Raw genomic sequence first — 15,174 nt, 5'->3', positions numbered from 1 at the left:
GGATATAAGTCGATTTGGCTCAGCCCCTCAACCAACGCCCTCAATTATCTTTGGGCGTTTTAACGATTCCAATCTCTCCGAAAGTCGATGGGGAATCAGACCTTCAATTGATAGTTCAGCTTCCTGGTCCAGAGAGGAGGATCCATGACCAAAAGACGATCTTCTTGACCTTAGGCCTTCGACACAAAAGTTATCCGATTTCAATAGAGCGTTTTCCTCATCTTGAGTTCTCAAAGTTGATTAATCCAGTTAAAGATTAATTTTAGTTTGCTTAATCACAACTAATGAAATTTCTTATACTGGGGGCAGGTTACGCAGGGTTAACGGTAGCTCACAAGCTCAGGAGGTTCGTGAGGGACGACATAACGGTTATTTCTCAATCGAGGTTGATCAGGGAGAACACCATCTTCCCTCTCCTTCTGACCGACGAGATTAAGGTTGAGGAGACGGAATTCGACGCAAAGGAAGCCATGAACATGAAAAACGTTTCGTTTGAGGAGGCCGAAGTTAAAGAGATACTACCTGAGAGCAGAGAAGTTGAGACTAGTAAAGGTAAGTTCGATTACGATTATCTTTTCCTGGCCATGGGAGGTGGATACGATGAGAACTTCAGGAAGATAAAGGGTTACGAGAACGCTGTCATGCATCACACGTTAGAAGGCTTCCTTAAGTTGAAGGAGCAGCTCTGGAAGACCGATGGAGATGTGTTTGTGGGTAACGTTAAAGGTAGTCCCATTGAAGGACCGTCCTATCAGATCGCCCTGATTGCTGAATACATCATGAGGAGGAGAGGAGTTAAAGCTAAAGTCTACCTAGCGACCCAGAGCCCAAAAGGGGTCTTCGGACCCATACCGATCGATTGGGTTCACGAGAAGGCAAACTCATATTTTGAGAGGAGAGGTATAACGATATTAAAAGGGAGGACGGTCAAAGAGGTTAAGAGAGGTAAGGTAGTACTAGACGACGATAGGGAAGTGGAAGCTGAGGTCATCTCGATACTTCCTAAGCTGTCCGCCCCTGAGGTGGTCAAGAGATCTGGAATAACTTTAAACTCGGACTTCGTAGACGTTAAGCTCCCAAGCTTCAGAGCACAGGAGAGGATTTTCGGCTTGGGCGACTTGGCCTTCACTCCCTTTCCAAGGACAGCTAGAGCAGCGATGATCTCCGCTGAGAACGCGGTTAGTACTTTAATTAAGGAATTGAAAGGAATTGAGCTACCCATGTACTCGTTAGGCGTGCTTTGTATTATGGAAGGTGGAGACGATGCCGGCATATTGAGGTTTGATACTGACGGGAAAAACACGTTCTCAACCTTAAATTTTAACAAGAATTATGTACTAATAAAAAAGATGTACAGTAGACTACTGGTGAAGAGGGCCTTCGACGTACCCTATCATGGAGCCTTAGCTGTAAGGCCCCAAGTTTAGAGACCTGTTGATATTCATAAAAGAACCCGATTGAATCGTAGCTAACTCCTTGACGTTGAGACGCATGAGGTAGTAAGGGGAGCTAGAGATAAAAACCTAACTAGTTGTAAGATACGTTATGACAATTGAGTTTGTTTTTGAGGACGTTGTGAGAATATATGACACGGACGCGCAAGGAATAGCTCACTACGCCTCGTACTATAGGTTCTTCACTAACACTATCGAGAAGTTTATGAGGGATAAAGTAGGTATACCCTATCCCAACGTTAGTGATGATCTGTGGTTCGTTATGGTTGAGACTCACGCAACGTACAAGGAGCCTGTTAGGTTAGGAGATAACCTAACGATAACAATATCTCCGTCTTCACTCTCTAAGAAAACAATTAAGTTTGATATGAAAATAATTTCTAAAGGAAGATTAACAACTCAAGGATACGTTATACAGGTGGCGATAAATCCTAAGATCTGGAAGGCCACGGAGATCCCTGACAACATACTGAAGAGCATAGTAGAAGCTTGATGAAGTTAATAGGTGCCTTATGAAATCGAGCGGAGAGATGAATCGTTAACCATTTTCTTGGATGTTTAATATATTAAAATAAAGATATTTACGATTGAAGTACTAACACTTAGTGATGACAAAGGATAGATTGATTTCACCGTTTATTCTTGACAACCCGATAAGAAGGGTCTTCATGCCTCCTACTAAGGTCGTGGATAGGTTCAGAGACTACTTGAGGCCAGGGATGACCTTACTTGATGTAGGATCAGGCCCTGGATTCTTCCTACCCATCCTTTCGAAACTTGTAGGTGAGGAAGGGAAGGTGTGGGCCGTGGATCCTGATCCTAGGGCTATCGAAAGGATAAGGAAGAGAGGTCTTAGTAACGTGGAGCCGAGGATCGGGACCGCAAGTTCACTGGACTTCTTACCTGATAAGTCCGTCGACTTCGTTTTCTCTAACCTAGTCTTATGCTGTTTACTGGATCATGAAGGCGCCGTAAAGGAGATGTTGAGAGTAATGAAGGACGGTAGCAAGGCTTACATTAGCGTGACGAGAAGTAGAGGAAAGGACCCTAGGAACTTCAGAACGGAGGAGTGGAGAGATTTAGAGTCTAAGTTAAAGATAATCAGGAGGGGCTCCTCCATTATGGAGTTGTGGATGTTAGCTGAGAAACCAGGTATAAAACAGTGAACAACTCCTCTTCCCTAGCGGACTTTGGTTAACTTTGTGAACTAGGAAAAGAGACAGTTAAAATTGATCAGTTCTAGTCTAAACCCTTCCTCTTTTTATTGTGCTAGTTTTAAATCTTCTAATAGAAAAGTTCAAATTTCTTATAGAAATTAAAGGCACGTGTTTCTAACCATATTAAACCATCCCGTGGAGGGACCAGGCTCTATTAAAGAGGTGCTTGAGGAGAGAGGGTTCAAAGTCCTAGAGAGGTTAGCGACCGAAATCAAGGGAAATGAGACTTTTGATGGCCTGATAGTTATGGGAGGTCCGATGGGCGTATATGAGAGCGATAGATATCCTTACCTTAACGTCGAAATGACTCTCATTAGGAGAGCCATCACCTCGGGTAAACCTGTATTAGGGGTCTGCCTAGGATCTCAGCTCATTTCCGCAGCCTTAGGAGGATCTGTAAGTAGGGGAGAGTTCGGAGAGGAACTGGGAGTTTACAAGGTCTATTTACTCGAAGATCTTAGGGAGGTCTTAGGACCTTCAATAGAGGTTTTTCAAATGCACGGTGATACGTTTACCCTTCCGAAGGGAGGTAAACTTCTAGCTTACAGTGAGAAATACTTTCAAGCGTTCCGTGTGGGAACCGCACTAGGTTTACAATTTCATCTGGAGGTTAATAGAAAGATTGTTTCACAATGGATAGAATATTATAAAATTAATCGACAATTTGACAGAGAGGTAGACGACGAGAGGTTAAGGAGATCGTCTGAGAAAGTCATAAGCTACTGGCTATCGTCCGTAAGCTGAAACGGTCTCGATTAGCGTTGACCCATTAATTAAGGACCGCACTTAAAAACGGTGAGCTATAACTGAGGAACGGCTTATTATTGCCTAATTTTAACTTTATCACATGACCAGAAAGGAGATCTTTTGGTCCAATGTTCAAGACGTGATCAAAGGCATTGAAAAACATCCTTTCATAACTGGATTGATAGACGGCTCTCTACCCATGCGAAACTTCCAGTTCTACATTGTTCAGGACGCGCTTTACCTTAGAGAGTTTTCGAAAGTTTTACTTATGGCATCGACTAAGGCGGAGAGCGAGGAGCAGAAGATAAACTTCTTGACACACGTAATGGACGCATCTAGGGTGGAAGAGGGACTTCACTACACCTTTCTAAGGAATTGGAAAATAGATTTGAGCTCACAGGAGATGTCACCAGCTAACAGAGCTTACACTTCGTTTCTGTTAAGCGTGGGATACAGTTCTAGCTTCCCTGAGATCCTAGCAGCTGTTCTCCCGTGCTACTGGATCTACATGCACGTTGGAAAATCCCTTAAGGAGAAGGGATCTCCCGTTGAGGAGTACTCGACTTGGATAAATACATATGGAGGTGAGGAGTACGAAAAGGGGGTTAGATGGGCTATAGATCAACTTGATAAGGTAGACGTCTCAAGGACGGAAGAGGTCAGGATGTTAAAGAACTTTAGGTTAGCCTCCATTTACGAATACATGTTCTGGGATTCAGCATACAAGGCTGAACGCTTTCCCTTCCCCATCAACGTGAACCTCTAGCGTCTTGATCGAGAAGAACCCCTACGTGTTCGCAGAGGCGCGTCATTTAACATATTGAGTTTAATATATATATTTTTTTATGATTATTAGATGATATTTATTGATATAAATCGTTTGAATCCCTTTAAGTTTCAATAACAACGTCAAGTTTATAATGTAACTTTTCGCGATTTCTCTTATGTCAAATCAGGAAAGTGAACTTAACCTTCCGGTTAAAGAGAAAATAGTTCCTGAATCCCTAAAGACGAAAACTATAGATCCTAAGGATTACTTGACTTTTCACAAGTTAACGTTAGACAACAACCTTGAGTTCTGGGAGTCGATAGCTAAGGAATTGGAATGGTTCAAGCCCTGGGAAAGGACGTTGGACAGTTCGAACCCTCCTTTCTACAAATGGTTCGTTGGTGGTGAGCTCAACGCGTCCTACCTTGCGGTAGACAGACACTTTAGATCCTGGAGGAGGAACAAAGTAGCCCTAATATGGGAAGGAGAGCCATGGGATTCTAGCCCTAGGGAAGTTAGGAAGCTGACTTACTTGGATCTATTTAGGGAAGTGAACAAGACTGCGTACCTGCTCAAGAGCTACGGACTAAAGAGGGGAGATAAGATAGGGATATACCTTCCTATGATACCAGAGTTACCTATCTTTATGCTAGCGGCTGCGAGGTTAGGTCTGATCTTCTCAGTTGTATTCTCGGGGTTCAGCGCTCAGGCTCTCGCGGATAGAATGAACGATGCTGGAGCTAAGCTTCTGATAACTGCAGACGGAGGGTGGAGAAGAGGTAAGGTGGTTCAACTCAAGGAGATAGTTGACAAGGCTCTGGAGATGAACAAGTCCATAAAGGACGTTATAGTGGTGAGGAGGACCGGCTCTGAAGTGAGGATGGAGAAGGGTAGGGACTCTTTCCTTCACGATCTTATGTCCCAGGTTCCAAATAACGCCTACGTAGAGCCAGAGAGGGTTAAAAGCGAGGACCCGCTCTACATTCTTTACACCTCAGGGACTACGGGAAAGCCAAAGGGGATAGTACACGACACTGGAGGTTACATGACGTTACTTCACCTCACAATGAGGCAAGTCTTCGACCTAAGGGATGAGGACGTTTACTGGTGCACGGCAGATGTGGGCTGGGTCACCGGACATTCCTACATAGTGTTCGGACCTTTACTTGAGGGGGCAACTGAGGTAATGTATGAGGGGGCGTTAGACTATCCAGAGCCGGACAGATGGGTCTCAATAATAGAGAGGCATCAGGTTTCGATACTTTACACTTCCCCTACAGCAATAAGGACGTTCATGAGGCAAGGTGAGAGATGGATTACGAAGCACGACGTGAGCAGCATAAGGTTGATACACTCTGTTGGGGAACCAATAAATCCGGAGGCGTGGAGGTGGTTCTTTAAACTGGTCGGAAGGGAGCAGGTGCCTTTCGGAAGCACTTGGTGGATGACCGAGACCGGTGGGATAATGATATCCCACACCCCTGGAGGCTACCTAGTCCCGATGAAGCCTGGGACCAACGCCCTGCCCTTACCTGGGATAGGAGCTGAGGTTGTAAACGAAGAGGGTAAGGTGAAGTCTGGAGAGAAGGGTTACCTTGTTTTGACCAAACCTTGGCCCGGAATGCCTCTGACCATATACGGAGACCCTGACAGATACGTTAAGGTTTACTGGGAGAAGTTCCCTGGCGCGTTCTACGCTGGAGACTACGCCATAAAGGATCAAGACGGATACTTCTGGATCTTAGGGAGGGCGGATGAGGTACTCAAGATAGCTGGCCATAGGATTGGAACTTACGAACTTGAGTCAGCCCTGATCCAACACCCGTCAATAGCGGAGGCCGCTGTGGTTGGTGTTCCTGACCAGGTTAGAGGAGAGGTGGCCGAGGCCTTCGTGATACTGAGATCGGGAGTAGAGCCCAATCAAGGGTTGAAGGATGAGATAAACAGGTTTGTCAGGGATAACTTCGGTCCCATAGCAGTATTCAAGGACATCCACTTCGTCTCCAAGTTACCTAAAACCAGGAGCGGTAAGATAATGAGGAGAGTTATAAGGGCGGTAGCTAGCAATTCGCCCATAGGCGACGTTACAACGCTTGAGGACGAGGCCTCAGTAGATGAGATAAGGAACGCGTACAAGGAATTCATGAGGGAGGTCAAGAAGTGAAATACGAGAAGAACTTTTTCCCAGCCTCCTCACAAATCGCCCTCACGTTGTTTTTCAGAAAATCTGTCATGGACTTGTCTACGTTATAAAAGGCAATGCTTACCATAGGATAAACGGTTATACCGTTAATCGATGCGTCAAGTTCTACCCTAAAGTTAACTGATTTGTTCCTTTCATTAACGTTAGTTTGTATCATGTACCTGAAATTTGGATTATTATATTTTTTAGAAACTAAATTATTTTCAACTTCAGTAATTTTTTCTTTTGTGAATAGAACCATAAAGAACCTGAGGAGCTCCTTCTTCATAAGCTTATACTGTTTCTGCCTTCCCAACTTTATCAGCTCTTCGTTGCAGAGTCCCCTACACTGGTCACCGTAACAGAGTTGGCAGTACTTGGAGAGCATTATCTTAGCTATCACCTCACCCGCGCTATCAGGCCGGTAATAGTAAAACAGTTCGCCTTCTGAAAGGGACCTATCAATGAAATCCGCATAAGGACTACCGTCCTCAGGAGACGTGAGATTTAGCAAGTTAAAGCCCTTAAGCAGAATGTAGTCTTTGAGCTCATAATTGAGCTCAAGCAGTTTAGTTAGAGGGACCTCACCTCCGCCATCTTTGACCTGATCAACTATCCTCGATGTCGTTCCCTTACCGGTTTTGGACTCTATTATGTAGCTTACGTCTACTCCTTCTCTACTTAAGGAAAAGAGAGCTTCGTCGAGATCGTCGTATTCAGGCGTCTTAGGGGTGAGCGTCACAACTAGGTACTTCACGGTCTCGTTAGTTTTCCTTATCAGTCTGCCTAGTCTTTGGTAGAACCTCAAGGGACTCTTCGGGACGTCAGTCATAATCAGGAGCTTAGCCTCCGGAATGTCAATACCCTCCTCTCCGACATGGGTAGAAATTATCACGTCCACTAGACCCCTCTTCGCCTCATCCACTATCTTCAACCTCTCCTCCTTCTTGAGCTCTCCAGTTAGGGTCTTCACTCTCTTCACTCCTAAGTTATGTAACACTATTTCAAACTCGTGAGCAGTGGACCTCCTTGACGTGAAGATTAGGATAGGTTTGTGCTCCTCTATATCGTATGAGTTTAAAATGTCCTTTAGGCTCCTAGCTTTATGTCCTAAGTCGGTAGAACTGCAAAGGTTTGAGAAGGGAAGGTTGTCTGAGACTCTGTCCTTTAAGTTCTCCAGACTTTCGCAAAAGGCTTCCTTCCCGTTACTGTAGAGCGTATACCTAAGGAAACCTAATGCCTGATAGTCGCCTCTAACCTTGTTCTTAAGTAAAGCCTCGTAGGCTACGTTTTCCACGCCGTTCATGTCAGCGTCAAAGACGTCCGCAATCGCCTTTGGAAGAACGAAGGTGGGATCTATTTCTGAAAGCTTTCTGAAATCGTAAGTTAGAAACGAGGGAGCACCAAGGGTCTGAATAAGTTTCGAATCCACTCTATACCTCTTGTTGCTCGGCAAGAGAGCTGTGAATCCTATCACTAACTTAGGGCTCATTGAAACTATGGCCGAGATGTATCTGGGATCTCCGAAAGCGTGATGAACCTCGTCTATAATAACCGCATCTACCTTGGGGGTGCACTTAGCTGAAGTGATTGGCGTAGAAACTATGACGCGTTTTCCCCTCTCGAAACTTTCGCAGTTACCCTCGTACTCCTCACCAACGTCGTCAAAGACCTTGCTCCAGAAGTTATGGTACATTTGATCACAAAGAAGCCTAGTAGGTTCGAGAACCAGTACCCTCATCCCTTCACTAGCTAATTGACTTGCTACGAACAACTCAATCAAAGTCTTTCCAGATCCCGTGGGCATTGAGACGACTAGAAACTTTGATTGCCCCAACGCTCTCAGTATGTCATTTATTACTGTTTTCTGATACGGATAAGGAGAGAATCCCAGTCTCTCCTTTATCTCCTCGGAAAACGTCTCTAAAAAGCTCACGTAAGAAACGATAAATCGCTTATTAATATTATTTACCTATGGTGCTTCTGGGGCTCGAGAACTCTATCGTAAGGGCAAATATGCTCAAGGACGTAAAAGACATAAAGATCCGCTTAAAAACAGATGGAGCCCGAATTCACTTAAACGTAATTTAGTTTAACTATCTTATACATAATGTTAGAAATTCCATGTTAAGATTTCAAGAAGGCAAGGAAGACTAAGCGACAAATAGCCAGACGTTATGACCTTTCTTTCAATTTCAGATACCAGAAAGACGTTAGGAACCTCAGTAACGCTGAGGTGATAAGGAGTAGCTTCAAGCTGCTTATTAGGCCTAAATATGACAGCTGATTCAGAATGAAACTAGAAAGCACGGATCCCGATAAAGCCCCTATACCCTGTAGTAGGGCGTAAAATCCCAGAGCCACCTTCATGTCCTCCTTGGAGGAGTTGTCATAGAGGTAACTTAAGTAGGCTGAGGTTCCTATCATGTTAGTTAGTCCTGCGACGATTTCACTTGCGTAAATGTAGTACACGTTTGGAGCGAGAGCGTAAGAGAGAGGAAAGACTGTAAGTAGAGCCCTCCCTAAAAACATGGCTGTAGTCCTTCTCTTAGTTACAAGTCTAGCTACAAATCTTCTGAAAGCGAGTGAGGAGAGACCTGAGATCACTGCTATAATAGCAATGTTAGTGTAGTCCATGTGAAAGATGTAAATCTGAGCTAACGGGAAGAGAGGCCACGCGAACGACCAGAAGAACGTAAATATCGTAGTGAGCAAGAGGAAACTCGACATTCCCTCAGGCAGGTGAAACTTCCTCCTAGGATCCTCATAATCCACGTCCGATTTCCTTATAATCGGAATGGCGAAGAGAAAGATGATCCCACTCAATATGAAGGGGACCTTTATAAGTTGTAAAGACGATCCCACAAACAGTCCGGCTCCTAAAGTAGCGATCAGTCCTCCTACGTTAGCGTAGGCGTTATACTGAGTAAGAATCTCGCCCCTGGAGGTTGAGCTAACTCTCTCCATGATGAGGTTCCAGCCCATCACAGACATACCGAGACCAAGCTCCGCAGAACAATAGCTTATGGTTAAGTAAAAGTCGTTGAATGGTAGTAGGGAGAGAACAATCCACGATAGTCCCGAAATCAGGTTTCCCAACGTCAACAACGTCAACGCTCTAACCCTGAACAGAGCTACGATGAATTCTGAGACCGAAGTAAGCACGGTAGAGGCCGAACTTATAACGCCTAAGTACTCGTTTACTATCCCGGATGAAGCGGCGGTGAAAGTAATGAACGGCTGAGAGATCTCGTATGCTATGTTCCTCAACAAGATGTATGTTCTTAAAGGCCTCAAGGTAGAGATCTTTCTATTCTTTGGTATAAATTTCCTTTTCTACTTGTAAAGAATTTCAACACTTAACGCTGCCCTCATTCATGTCACATGTAGCTTAATGGCTTCCCATGTTTCCAAGAGTTGATCAACGTAACGTCTCTAGGATCGGCTAGGCTCATTGACAACCTGTGAGCGTAACTGTCCTCGCCGAACTTCTCACTCACCATTTCCACAGTCATCCTCCTCACTTCCCTTTCGTCTGCTATACCTAACACATGAAAGTACTCGTGAAGTATCACAACGTAAAGGTACTCTTTAACTTTATCTGAACCGATAGATTTCAGAGGTATCGTGTTAACGTAAATTACGTTCTGACCAGCCTTCACGAAACCCAATACTCTAGGATCGAAAGGCATGAGCTGAATCTCTGCGCTAGTCGATCTCCCGCTTTTAGCTAAAACGTCCCGCACAATCTCATTTAATATAGAGTATGGCGTTTCCAGAGTTGGCATAAGATTAATCTCTAAACGGAAGCTTTTATAACAATGTTAAATACCTTGGTCTTATCAGCTCTACCACTTAAACTGCTTTAGAACCTTTATCAAAGCCTATCACGAAAATTTATTTAAGATCATTTTTTATTATTTCAATTCTAAATCATTAATGATAACAATGACTTGTGAAGGTCTCTCATCTATTCCCTACTTTGACGGATTGAAGTTTCGTGGATGCCCGCTGTGTAGAATGATAAACGATTTAGAACGTAAAACAATAAAGGACATCTTGTATGAGTTAACCCTTGAGTACTCGGTCAGGATAAAATTTATAAACAGTCAAGGCCTCTGTCCGTATCACGCTTGGTTGCTACTAGACATAGCCAAAGAGACCGGGGAGAAGTTAGGGGCGTCAATGATATACGAATCTGTATTAAAGGCATACGTCGATAAGATCGATAAAGTGATTGAAGGTGACGAAACGAAGTGCTTCATTTGTGAGAACGTAAGGGGATTTGAAAAGTATTATATTGAGATTTTCTCTAATTGTATTAATCAAAGAGGTTTGCAAGATTACGAGAAAAGCGAGGGTATTTTCTGTGTTAAACACTTCAACTCGCTCATCAATTCGCCTAATTTTAAATTAAGGAAGGAGTTTTTGAAGATCCAAAAAGATAAACTTAACTCTTTACATAAAAAGCTAAAGAGTTACATAGATAAACATGACTACAGAAATGAAGACCCTATAACGGAGGACGAGGAGAGCGCTATCGACTTAACGATTGAGGCACTTAAAGGGTATAAAACCTCGTTAAGTTTTAATACAATTATTCCAGAAAAGAGAAGAAAGTTCAGTTTAAAATAATATAAAGATAAATCTAAATTAATAGTTAACAATAATTTTCGATTAACTCTTATTAAATTGTTTTATATTGTTCTGCCACTAAACTTCGTTTTTAATTAATCTTTAAAGTCTCATGTTTTCGTAATAATATAACTGGTGAGTAAGGGATGATCGTTTGGACTAAAACGTCTAAGGGGTGCAACAAGACCTTCACCGAGACTCATTCCCTCTTAATTAGCTTTGTCGTGTCAACCTATTGTAACTTTACTTGTGCCCCTATAGAAATAGCTCAGATAGAAGAAAAATACTAAATTCTGTAAGTCTTGAAATATTAAAATCTTACGGTTTAAACGTACTAGATTAAACCATGTTAAAGTAAATTATAGCTAAAGGACTCTCGTTTATTATGGACTGTTTTTATTCGTGTTTCTTTCATAATTAAAAATATTTAATCATAAATCTTATATATTTGATTTCAACATTATAAATTAGATAAACATGTCCGAAGGAGAAAAGCTCGAAAGGTTAATGAAACTAAAGGGAGCCGTAGCGGCAGGTAAGTTCACAATGGATGGTAAGTTAGTGGAACACAAGGGAAATTTGCCAAAGGACATAGCCGAGATGGTCGCTATGATGTGTGCGGCGAACACCATGATGGGGACTATGCAAGCCAACGGATTCACAAAGCTAACGGGAATGAAATGGACGCCATTCCACGGATGGGCGGTAGCAGCGGGCGATTACGCAGTGTGCGTCATGGGTACGTATGGAGTTTTCGTAGAAATGAATAAGGCAGACTTCAACGAGATATTCAAGACTTTAATGGAAGTAGCTAAGTAAGACTTTTTTTGCTTTTTATGGACTATCATTTATGAGGATTTTTAGTTTCATTAAGCAAGGTAAAGAGAGGGTTGGAATAGAGAAGGATTCTAAAAGACTTGACCTGTATGAGGGCTATAGACTAAAGTACGGAACTGATAGCGCACCTGATTTCTTGACCGACATGAAGAAGTTGATTAGCCTAGGAGTACCTGCCCTAAACATCGTGAGCGAGATCCAAACTAGTTGGCCCAAAGAGGCCGAGCTCACTGAAGTGGATTGGCTTCCTCCAGTAACTAACCCGGATAAGGTACTATGTCCTGCTGTGAATTATAAAGCGCATGGACAGGAGGCTGGAACTCCTCCACCTGCTAAGCCCTACTTCTTCACTAAGTTCCCTTCGTCCTTGATTGGTAACGAGAAACCTATCGTGAAACCTAGGGTGACGGAAAAGCTAGATTGGGAAGTGGAGCTGGGAGTTATTATAGGGAAGAGTTGTAAATACGTTAGGCCGGATCAGGCTATGAACTGCGTATTTGGGTTCACAGTGTTCAATGACGTCTCAGTAAGAGATTGGCAATTCCCTGAGGGTTGGCCTAAAGTGCTCAACCCTTATGGGCAGAACTGGGTCTGGGGGAAGGCAATGGATAGAACGACCCCCGTTGGCCCAATCATAGTCACTAAGGATGAAATCAGAGATCCTAGCTCCTTATCCATGTGGTTAAAGGTGAACGGCGAAAAGGAACAGGAGGGTAACACCAAGGATTTGGTGTTTAGTGTACAGGAGCTGGTAAGCTGGGCGTCTATGGGTATCACTCTCTCCCCTGGAGACATAATTTCCACGGGTACCCCTCCAGGTGTGGGATTTGCAAAGAACAAATACTTGAAGGCAGGAGATGTGGTAGAGGCCCACGTTGAAGGTATAGGTACGCTAAGAAATAAAGTGGAACAAGAGTAAAGCTAAATTGGTGTTTAGACCTTTGGACTCTTTTTCTTGGCTTCTCCTTTCGAGAGCGACAAGAAGCGTTGGCATCATGTTCGTCACAATCTCAAGCTCACTCTATTTATCAGCTCTAGGCCTCTCCCCTCTATTGATAGGCCTAGTTTACCTGGGAATCACAGCTTACATAGCTGGGTTCTCCCTAAGTTTAGGCATGCTAGGAGATAGAGTAGGTTACAAGAAGGGATTGATTCTAGGGGATTTGATACCAGCGCTAGCTATAATATTATTGATATCCACCCGCAACCTTCTAGTTGTGATACCGGCTATGATAGTCACAGGTTTAGGAGGGACGGCTGGAGGAGCGAGAGGTGCCTTCTCTCCTGGCTTGACCGCGCTGATTGCCAGGAATTATAGAGATGAGCAAGAAAGGATTTCCAGGTTAGGCAGGCTAACTTCTGTGGCCGCTCTGGCCGGATCAGGTGGTGGAATTTTGTTATCGTTTCATGACTATTTGCCGTTCGGCAGTTTAAACAACTTTAGGTTCCTTTTTGGGGTCGCGTCTATTTTACTGTTTATCTCTATATTTTGTGTTTTAATGGTTGAAGAGAAAGGTAAGGAGAAGAAGACCACCAGGTTCATGAAGAGGTCCAGTTTAGGTTACATTTCTAGGGTGATTGCGTCCAATGTCCTTTCAGGTGTAGGAATAGGTTTGGCAATACCTCTACTTCCTTTGTGGTTCCATCTGAGGTTTGGGATGACGTCTTCAACTATCGGCATAATCTTCACACTGTCATCAATTGCAACCTCCCTAGGTTCTTACGTAGCCACTAGGATTAGTAAAGAGCCTTTGAGAATGGCCTCGGTGACTAGAGCACTGAACGGAGCTTTCCTAATAGCCATGGCTTTCTCACCTGTTTCTGCATTAGCTGGTGCCCTTTACGTAGCCAGAGGATTAAACGCTGGATTAGGCATGCCCAACAGGACAGCGGTGAACGTGAGAGGTGTATCGGGTGATGATTTTGGAACCGCGTCAAGTTTACAGGGTGTCGCCACACGTATCTCTCAAATGAGCTCTGGACTTGGAGGATACTTATTGGAGGAGAGCCTCATCCTACCGTTGGAGATAGGGGGTGTGGCACAATTGATAGGTGGAGTCCTCTATTACGCGCTCCTTAAGGAAAAGGGTAAAGTGAAAAGGGAAGCTAAATCAGAATTGAGATGAGTCCGTCTTTCAACACGACCATGTAATACGTTTGTCCCGAATTAAAGTTATTTCATATTAAACCCATTTAAATAACGTATGGAGAAAATATGGATAGTTAGTTACTCTTACTTGCTCTACCTTTTCCTCGCTACCCTTCCCTCTCTTACCAACCTACCAGGCTTCGGTAATGGCGTCCCCGTCATCGCCCTAATAGCCCTCTACTTCTTTCACTCCTATTTAACACTTGGCAAGAGGGCCATTAACTTTTTCCTGGTCAGTTTCTCCATAGGCCTCATAGCCGAGATAATAGGTGTGAACACGGGGCTATTGTTCGGACGATATTATTATACACCATACCTAGGCTTTGAAGTGTTTAACGTACCGATACTGATCCCCTTCTTGTGGTCCACACTGGGTTACTTTTCATACGTTCCAACCAGGAACTATCTGATCTCCCCGTTGTTCATGGTTATAATAGATCTCGCAATAGATCCGCTGTTCTCAAAGTTCGATTGGCACTGGATACATCCAGGACCTTACTTTGGGGTACCAATTTACAACTTCGTTTCTTGGTACGTTGTTTCTATGTTGATCTATCTGTCTTTCCACCTGACGTGTAAAGAGAAGAGCTTTCAATTTGATCCTAAGGCTGCGATTTTCGTTTACGGACTGGTGTTGAACTTAGCTCTCCAAGACTACTTCACTGGTTTGATCCTAGCCTTAATCGCTCCGATCGTATTGTCCTCTCTACTCCTGTTATCGTTACATGTACTTGTTGGTAGGTTGAGGAACTCCAAACCTATCAGCGAACATAAAGATAGTTAGCATACCTGCGTTCCTCACCTTATACATAGCGTTCAACACATCGTTTTCTGTCAGCTCCTCGTCATAAAGAATCCTGCTCACGAACACGATTTGGGGGATCTCCTTCTCTGGGGGAGAGGTGCCAACGTCCACCTTCATCTTGAGGAGTTGATATCTCAATTTGGCTAGGAATTCTCTCCTATCTTCGGCTACCATTGATCTAAGCTGCTCCTGGTGGAACTCATGAACACCTATAACCATTCCTAAAATAAAGAACTTTGAGTCCCGCTGAGGTTTCACCAGCTCTAGCTGAGGACCGCCCTGTTGCGGGGAAATCGTCACGTGAATGTACTCCTTTGCCTGAGGAACCTCCTTAACGTTAAACCCCAACGACTTAAAGACTTCTAGTGGATCCAAAGCG

General features: G+C 43.7%; 15 protein-coding genes. 11 read left to right on the top strand and 4 right to left on the bottom strand.

Going from position 1 to position 15,174, the window contains the following annotated elements:
* The first annotated feature begins 284 nt into the window (after positions 1-284).
* The 6 genes from MCUP_RS04470 (at position 285) to acs (ending at position 6,351) form a co-directional block, all read left to right on the top strand.
* Positions 285-1,427, top strand: coding sequence for an NAD(P)/FAD-dependent oxidoreductase (locus MCUP_RS04470; RefSeq protein WP_013737488.1), 1,143 nt, complete (start codon positions 285-287; stop codon positions 1,425-1,427).
* Between the two features lie 118 nt (positions 1,428-1,545).
* Entirely contained in the window at positions 1,546-1,947 is a 402-nt protein-coding gene (locus tag MCUP_RS04465) for an acyl-CoA thioesterase (protein ID WP_013737487.1), read from the top strand.
* Positions 1,948-2,062: 115 nt separating this feature from the next.
* Positions 2,063-2,620 (top strand): class I SAM-dependent methyltransferase, encoded by a 558-nt coding sequence (locus MCUP_RS04460; RefSeq protein ID WP_048057469.1) that lies wholly within the window; start codon positions 2,063-2,065, stop codon positions 2,618-2,620.
* Positions 2,621-2,779: 159 nt separating this feature from the next.
* Positions 2,780-3,415, top strand: coding sequence for a type 1 glutamine amidotransferase (locus MCUP_RS04455; protein WP_048057468.1), 636 nt, complete (start codon positions 2,780-2,782; stop codon positions 3,413-3,415).
* A 103-nt stretch (positions 3,416-3,518) separates the two neighbouring features.
* Positions 3,519-4,184: a thiaminase II gene (gene tenA / locus MCUP_RS04450; protein ID WP_013737484.1), complete on the top strand. Its 666-nt coding sequence runs from the start codon at positions 3,519-3,521 to the stop codon at positions 4,182-4,184.
* A gap of 178 nt (positions 4,185-4,362) precedes the next feature.
* A complete protein-coding gene (gene acs, locus MCUP_RS04445) occupies positions 4,363-6,351 on the top strand; it encodes an acetate--CoA ligase (protein ID WP_013737483.1) in 1,989 nt (662 codons plus the stop codon).
* On the opposite strand, the gene MCUP_RS04440 is transcribed toward acs, so the two are convergent.
* From MCUP_RS04440 to MCUP_RS04430, 3 genes are all read right to left on the bottom strand, one after another.
* Positions 6,341-8,305, bottom strand: coding sequence for a DEAD/DEAH box helicase (locus MCUP_RS04440; RefSeq protein WP_013737482.1), 1,965 nt, complete (start codon positions 8,303-8,305; stop codon positions 6,341-6,343). The genes acs and MCUP_RS04440 overlap by 11 nt on opposite strands.
* 239 nt (positions 8,306-8,544) lie before the next feature.
* A complete protein-coding gene (locus MCUP_RS04435; RefSeq protein WP_048057467.1) occupies positions 8,545-9,666 on the bottom strand; it encodes an MFS transporter in 1,122 nt (373 codons plus the stop codon).
* An 83-nt stretch (positions 9,667-9,749) separates the two neighbouring features.
* Positions 9,750-10,157, bottom strand: coding sequence for a hypothetical protein (locus tag MCUP_RS04430; protein ID WP_013737480.1), 408 nt, complete (start codon positions 10,155-10,157; stop codon positions 9,750-9,752).
* 151 nt (positions 10,158-10,308) lie between these two features.
* Here MCUP_RS04430 and MCUP_RS04425 point away from each other — a divergent pair, with 151 nt between their 5' ends.
* The 5 genes from MCUP_RS04425 (at position 10,309) to MCUP_RS04405 (ending at position 14,774) form a co-directional block, all read left to right on the top strand.
* Positions 10,309-11,004, top strand: a complete 696-nt coding sequence (locus MCUP_RS04425) for a DUF6062 family protein (protein WP_148230900.1) — start codon at positions 10,309-10,311, stop codon at positions 11,002-11,004.
* A gap of 477 nt (positions 11,005-11,481) precedes the next feature.
* The gene (locus tag MCUP_RS04420) at positions 11,482-11,823 is read left to right on the top strand and encodes a DUF2173 family protein (RefSeq protein ID WP_013737478.1); all 342 of its coding nucleotides are present in this window, start codon (positions 11,482-11,484) and stop codon (positions 11,821-11,823) included.
* Positions 11,824-11,854: 31 nt separating this feature from the next.
* Positions 11,855-12,760: a fumarylacetoacetate hydrolase family protein gene (locus MCUP_RS04415; RefSeq protein WP_013737477.1), complete on the top strand. Its 906-nt coding sequence runs from the start codon at positions 11,855-11,857 to the stop codon at positions 12,758-12,760.
* Positions 12,761-12,782: 22 nt separating this feature from the next.
* On the top strand, positions 12,783-13,967 hold the full coding sequence (locus MCUP_RS04410) for an MFS transporter (RefSeq protein WP_013737476.1): 1,185 nt from the start codon (positions 12,783-12,785) through the stop codon (positions 13,965-13,967).
* A gap of 78 nt (positions 13,968-14,045) precedes the next feature.
* Positions 14,046-14,774 (top strand): carotenoid biosynthesis protein, encoded by a 729-nt coding sequence (locus MCUP_RS04405; RefSeq protein ID WP_048057465.1) that lies wholly within the window; start codon positions 14,046-14,048, stop codon positions 14,772-14,774.
* Here MCUP_RS04405 and MCUP_RS04400 read toward each other — a convergent pair.
* Entirely contained in the window at positions 14,712-15,170 is a 459-nt protein-coding gene (locus tag MCUP_RS04400) for a DUF2299 domain-containing protein (protein WP_013737475.1), read from the bottom strand. The genes MCUP_RS04405 and MCUP_RS04400 overlap by 63 nt on opposite strands.
* Between the last annotated feature and the right edge of the window lie 4 nt (positions 15,171-15,174).

Source organism: Metallosphaera cuprina Ar-4 (genome assembly GCF_000204925.1).
Classification (GTDB): Archaea; Thermoproteota; Thermoprotei_A; order Sulfolobales; family Sulfolobaceae; genus Metallosphaera; species Metallosphaera cuprina.
This window is presented reverse-complemented; position numbering and strand designations above follow the sequence as displayed.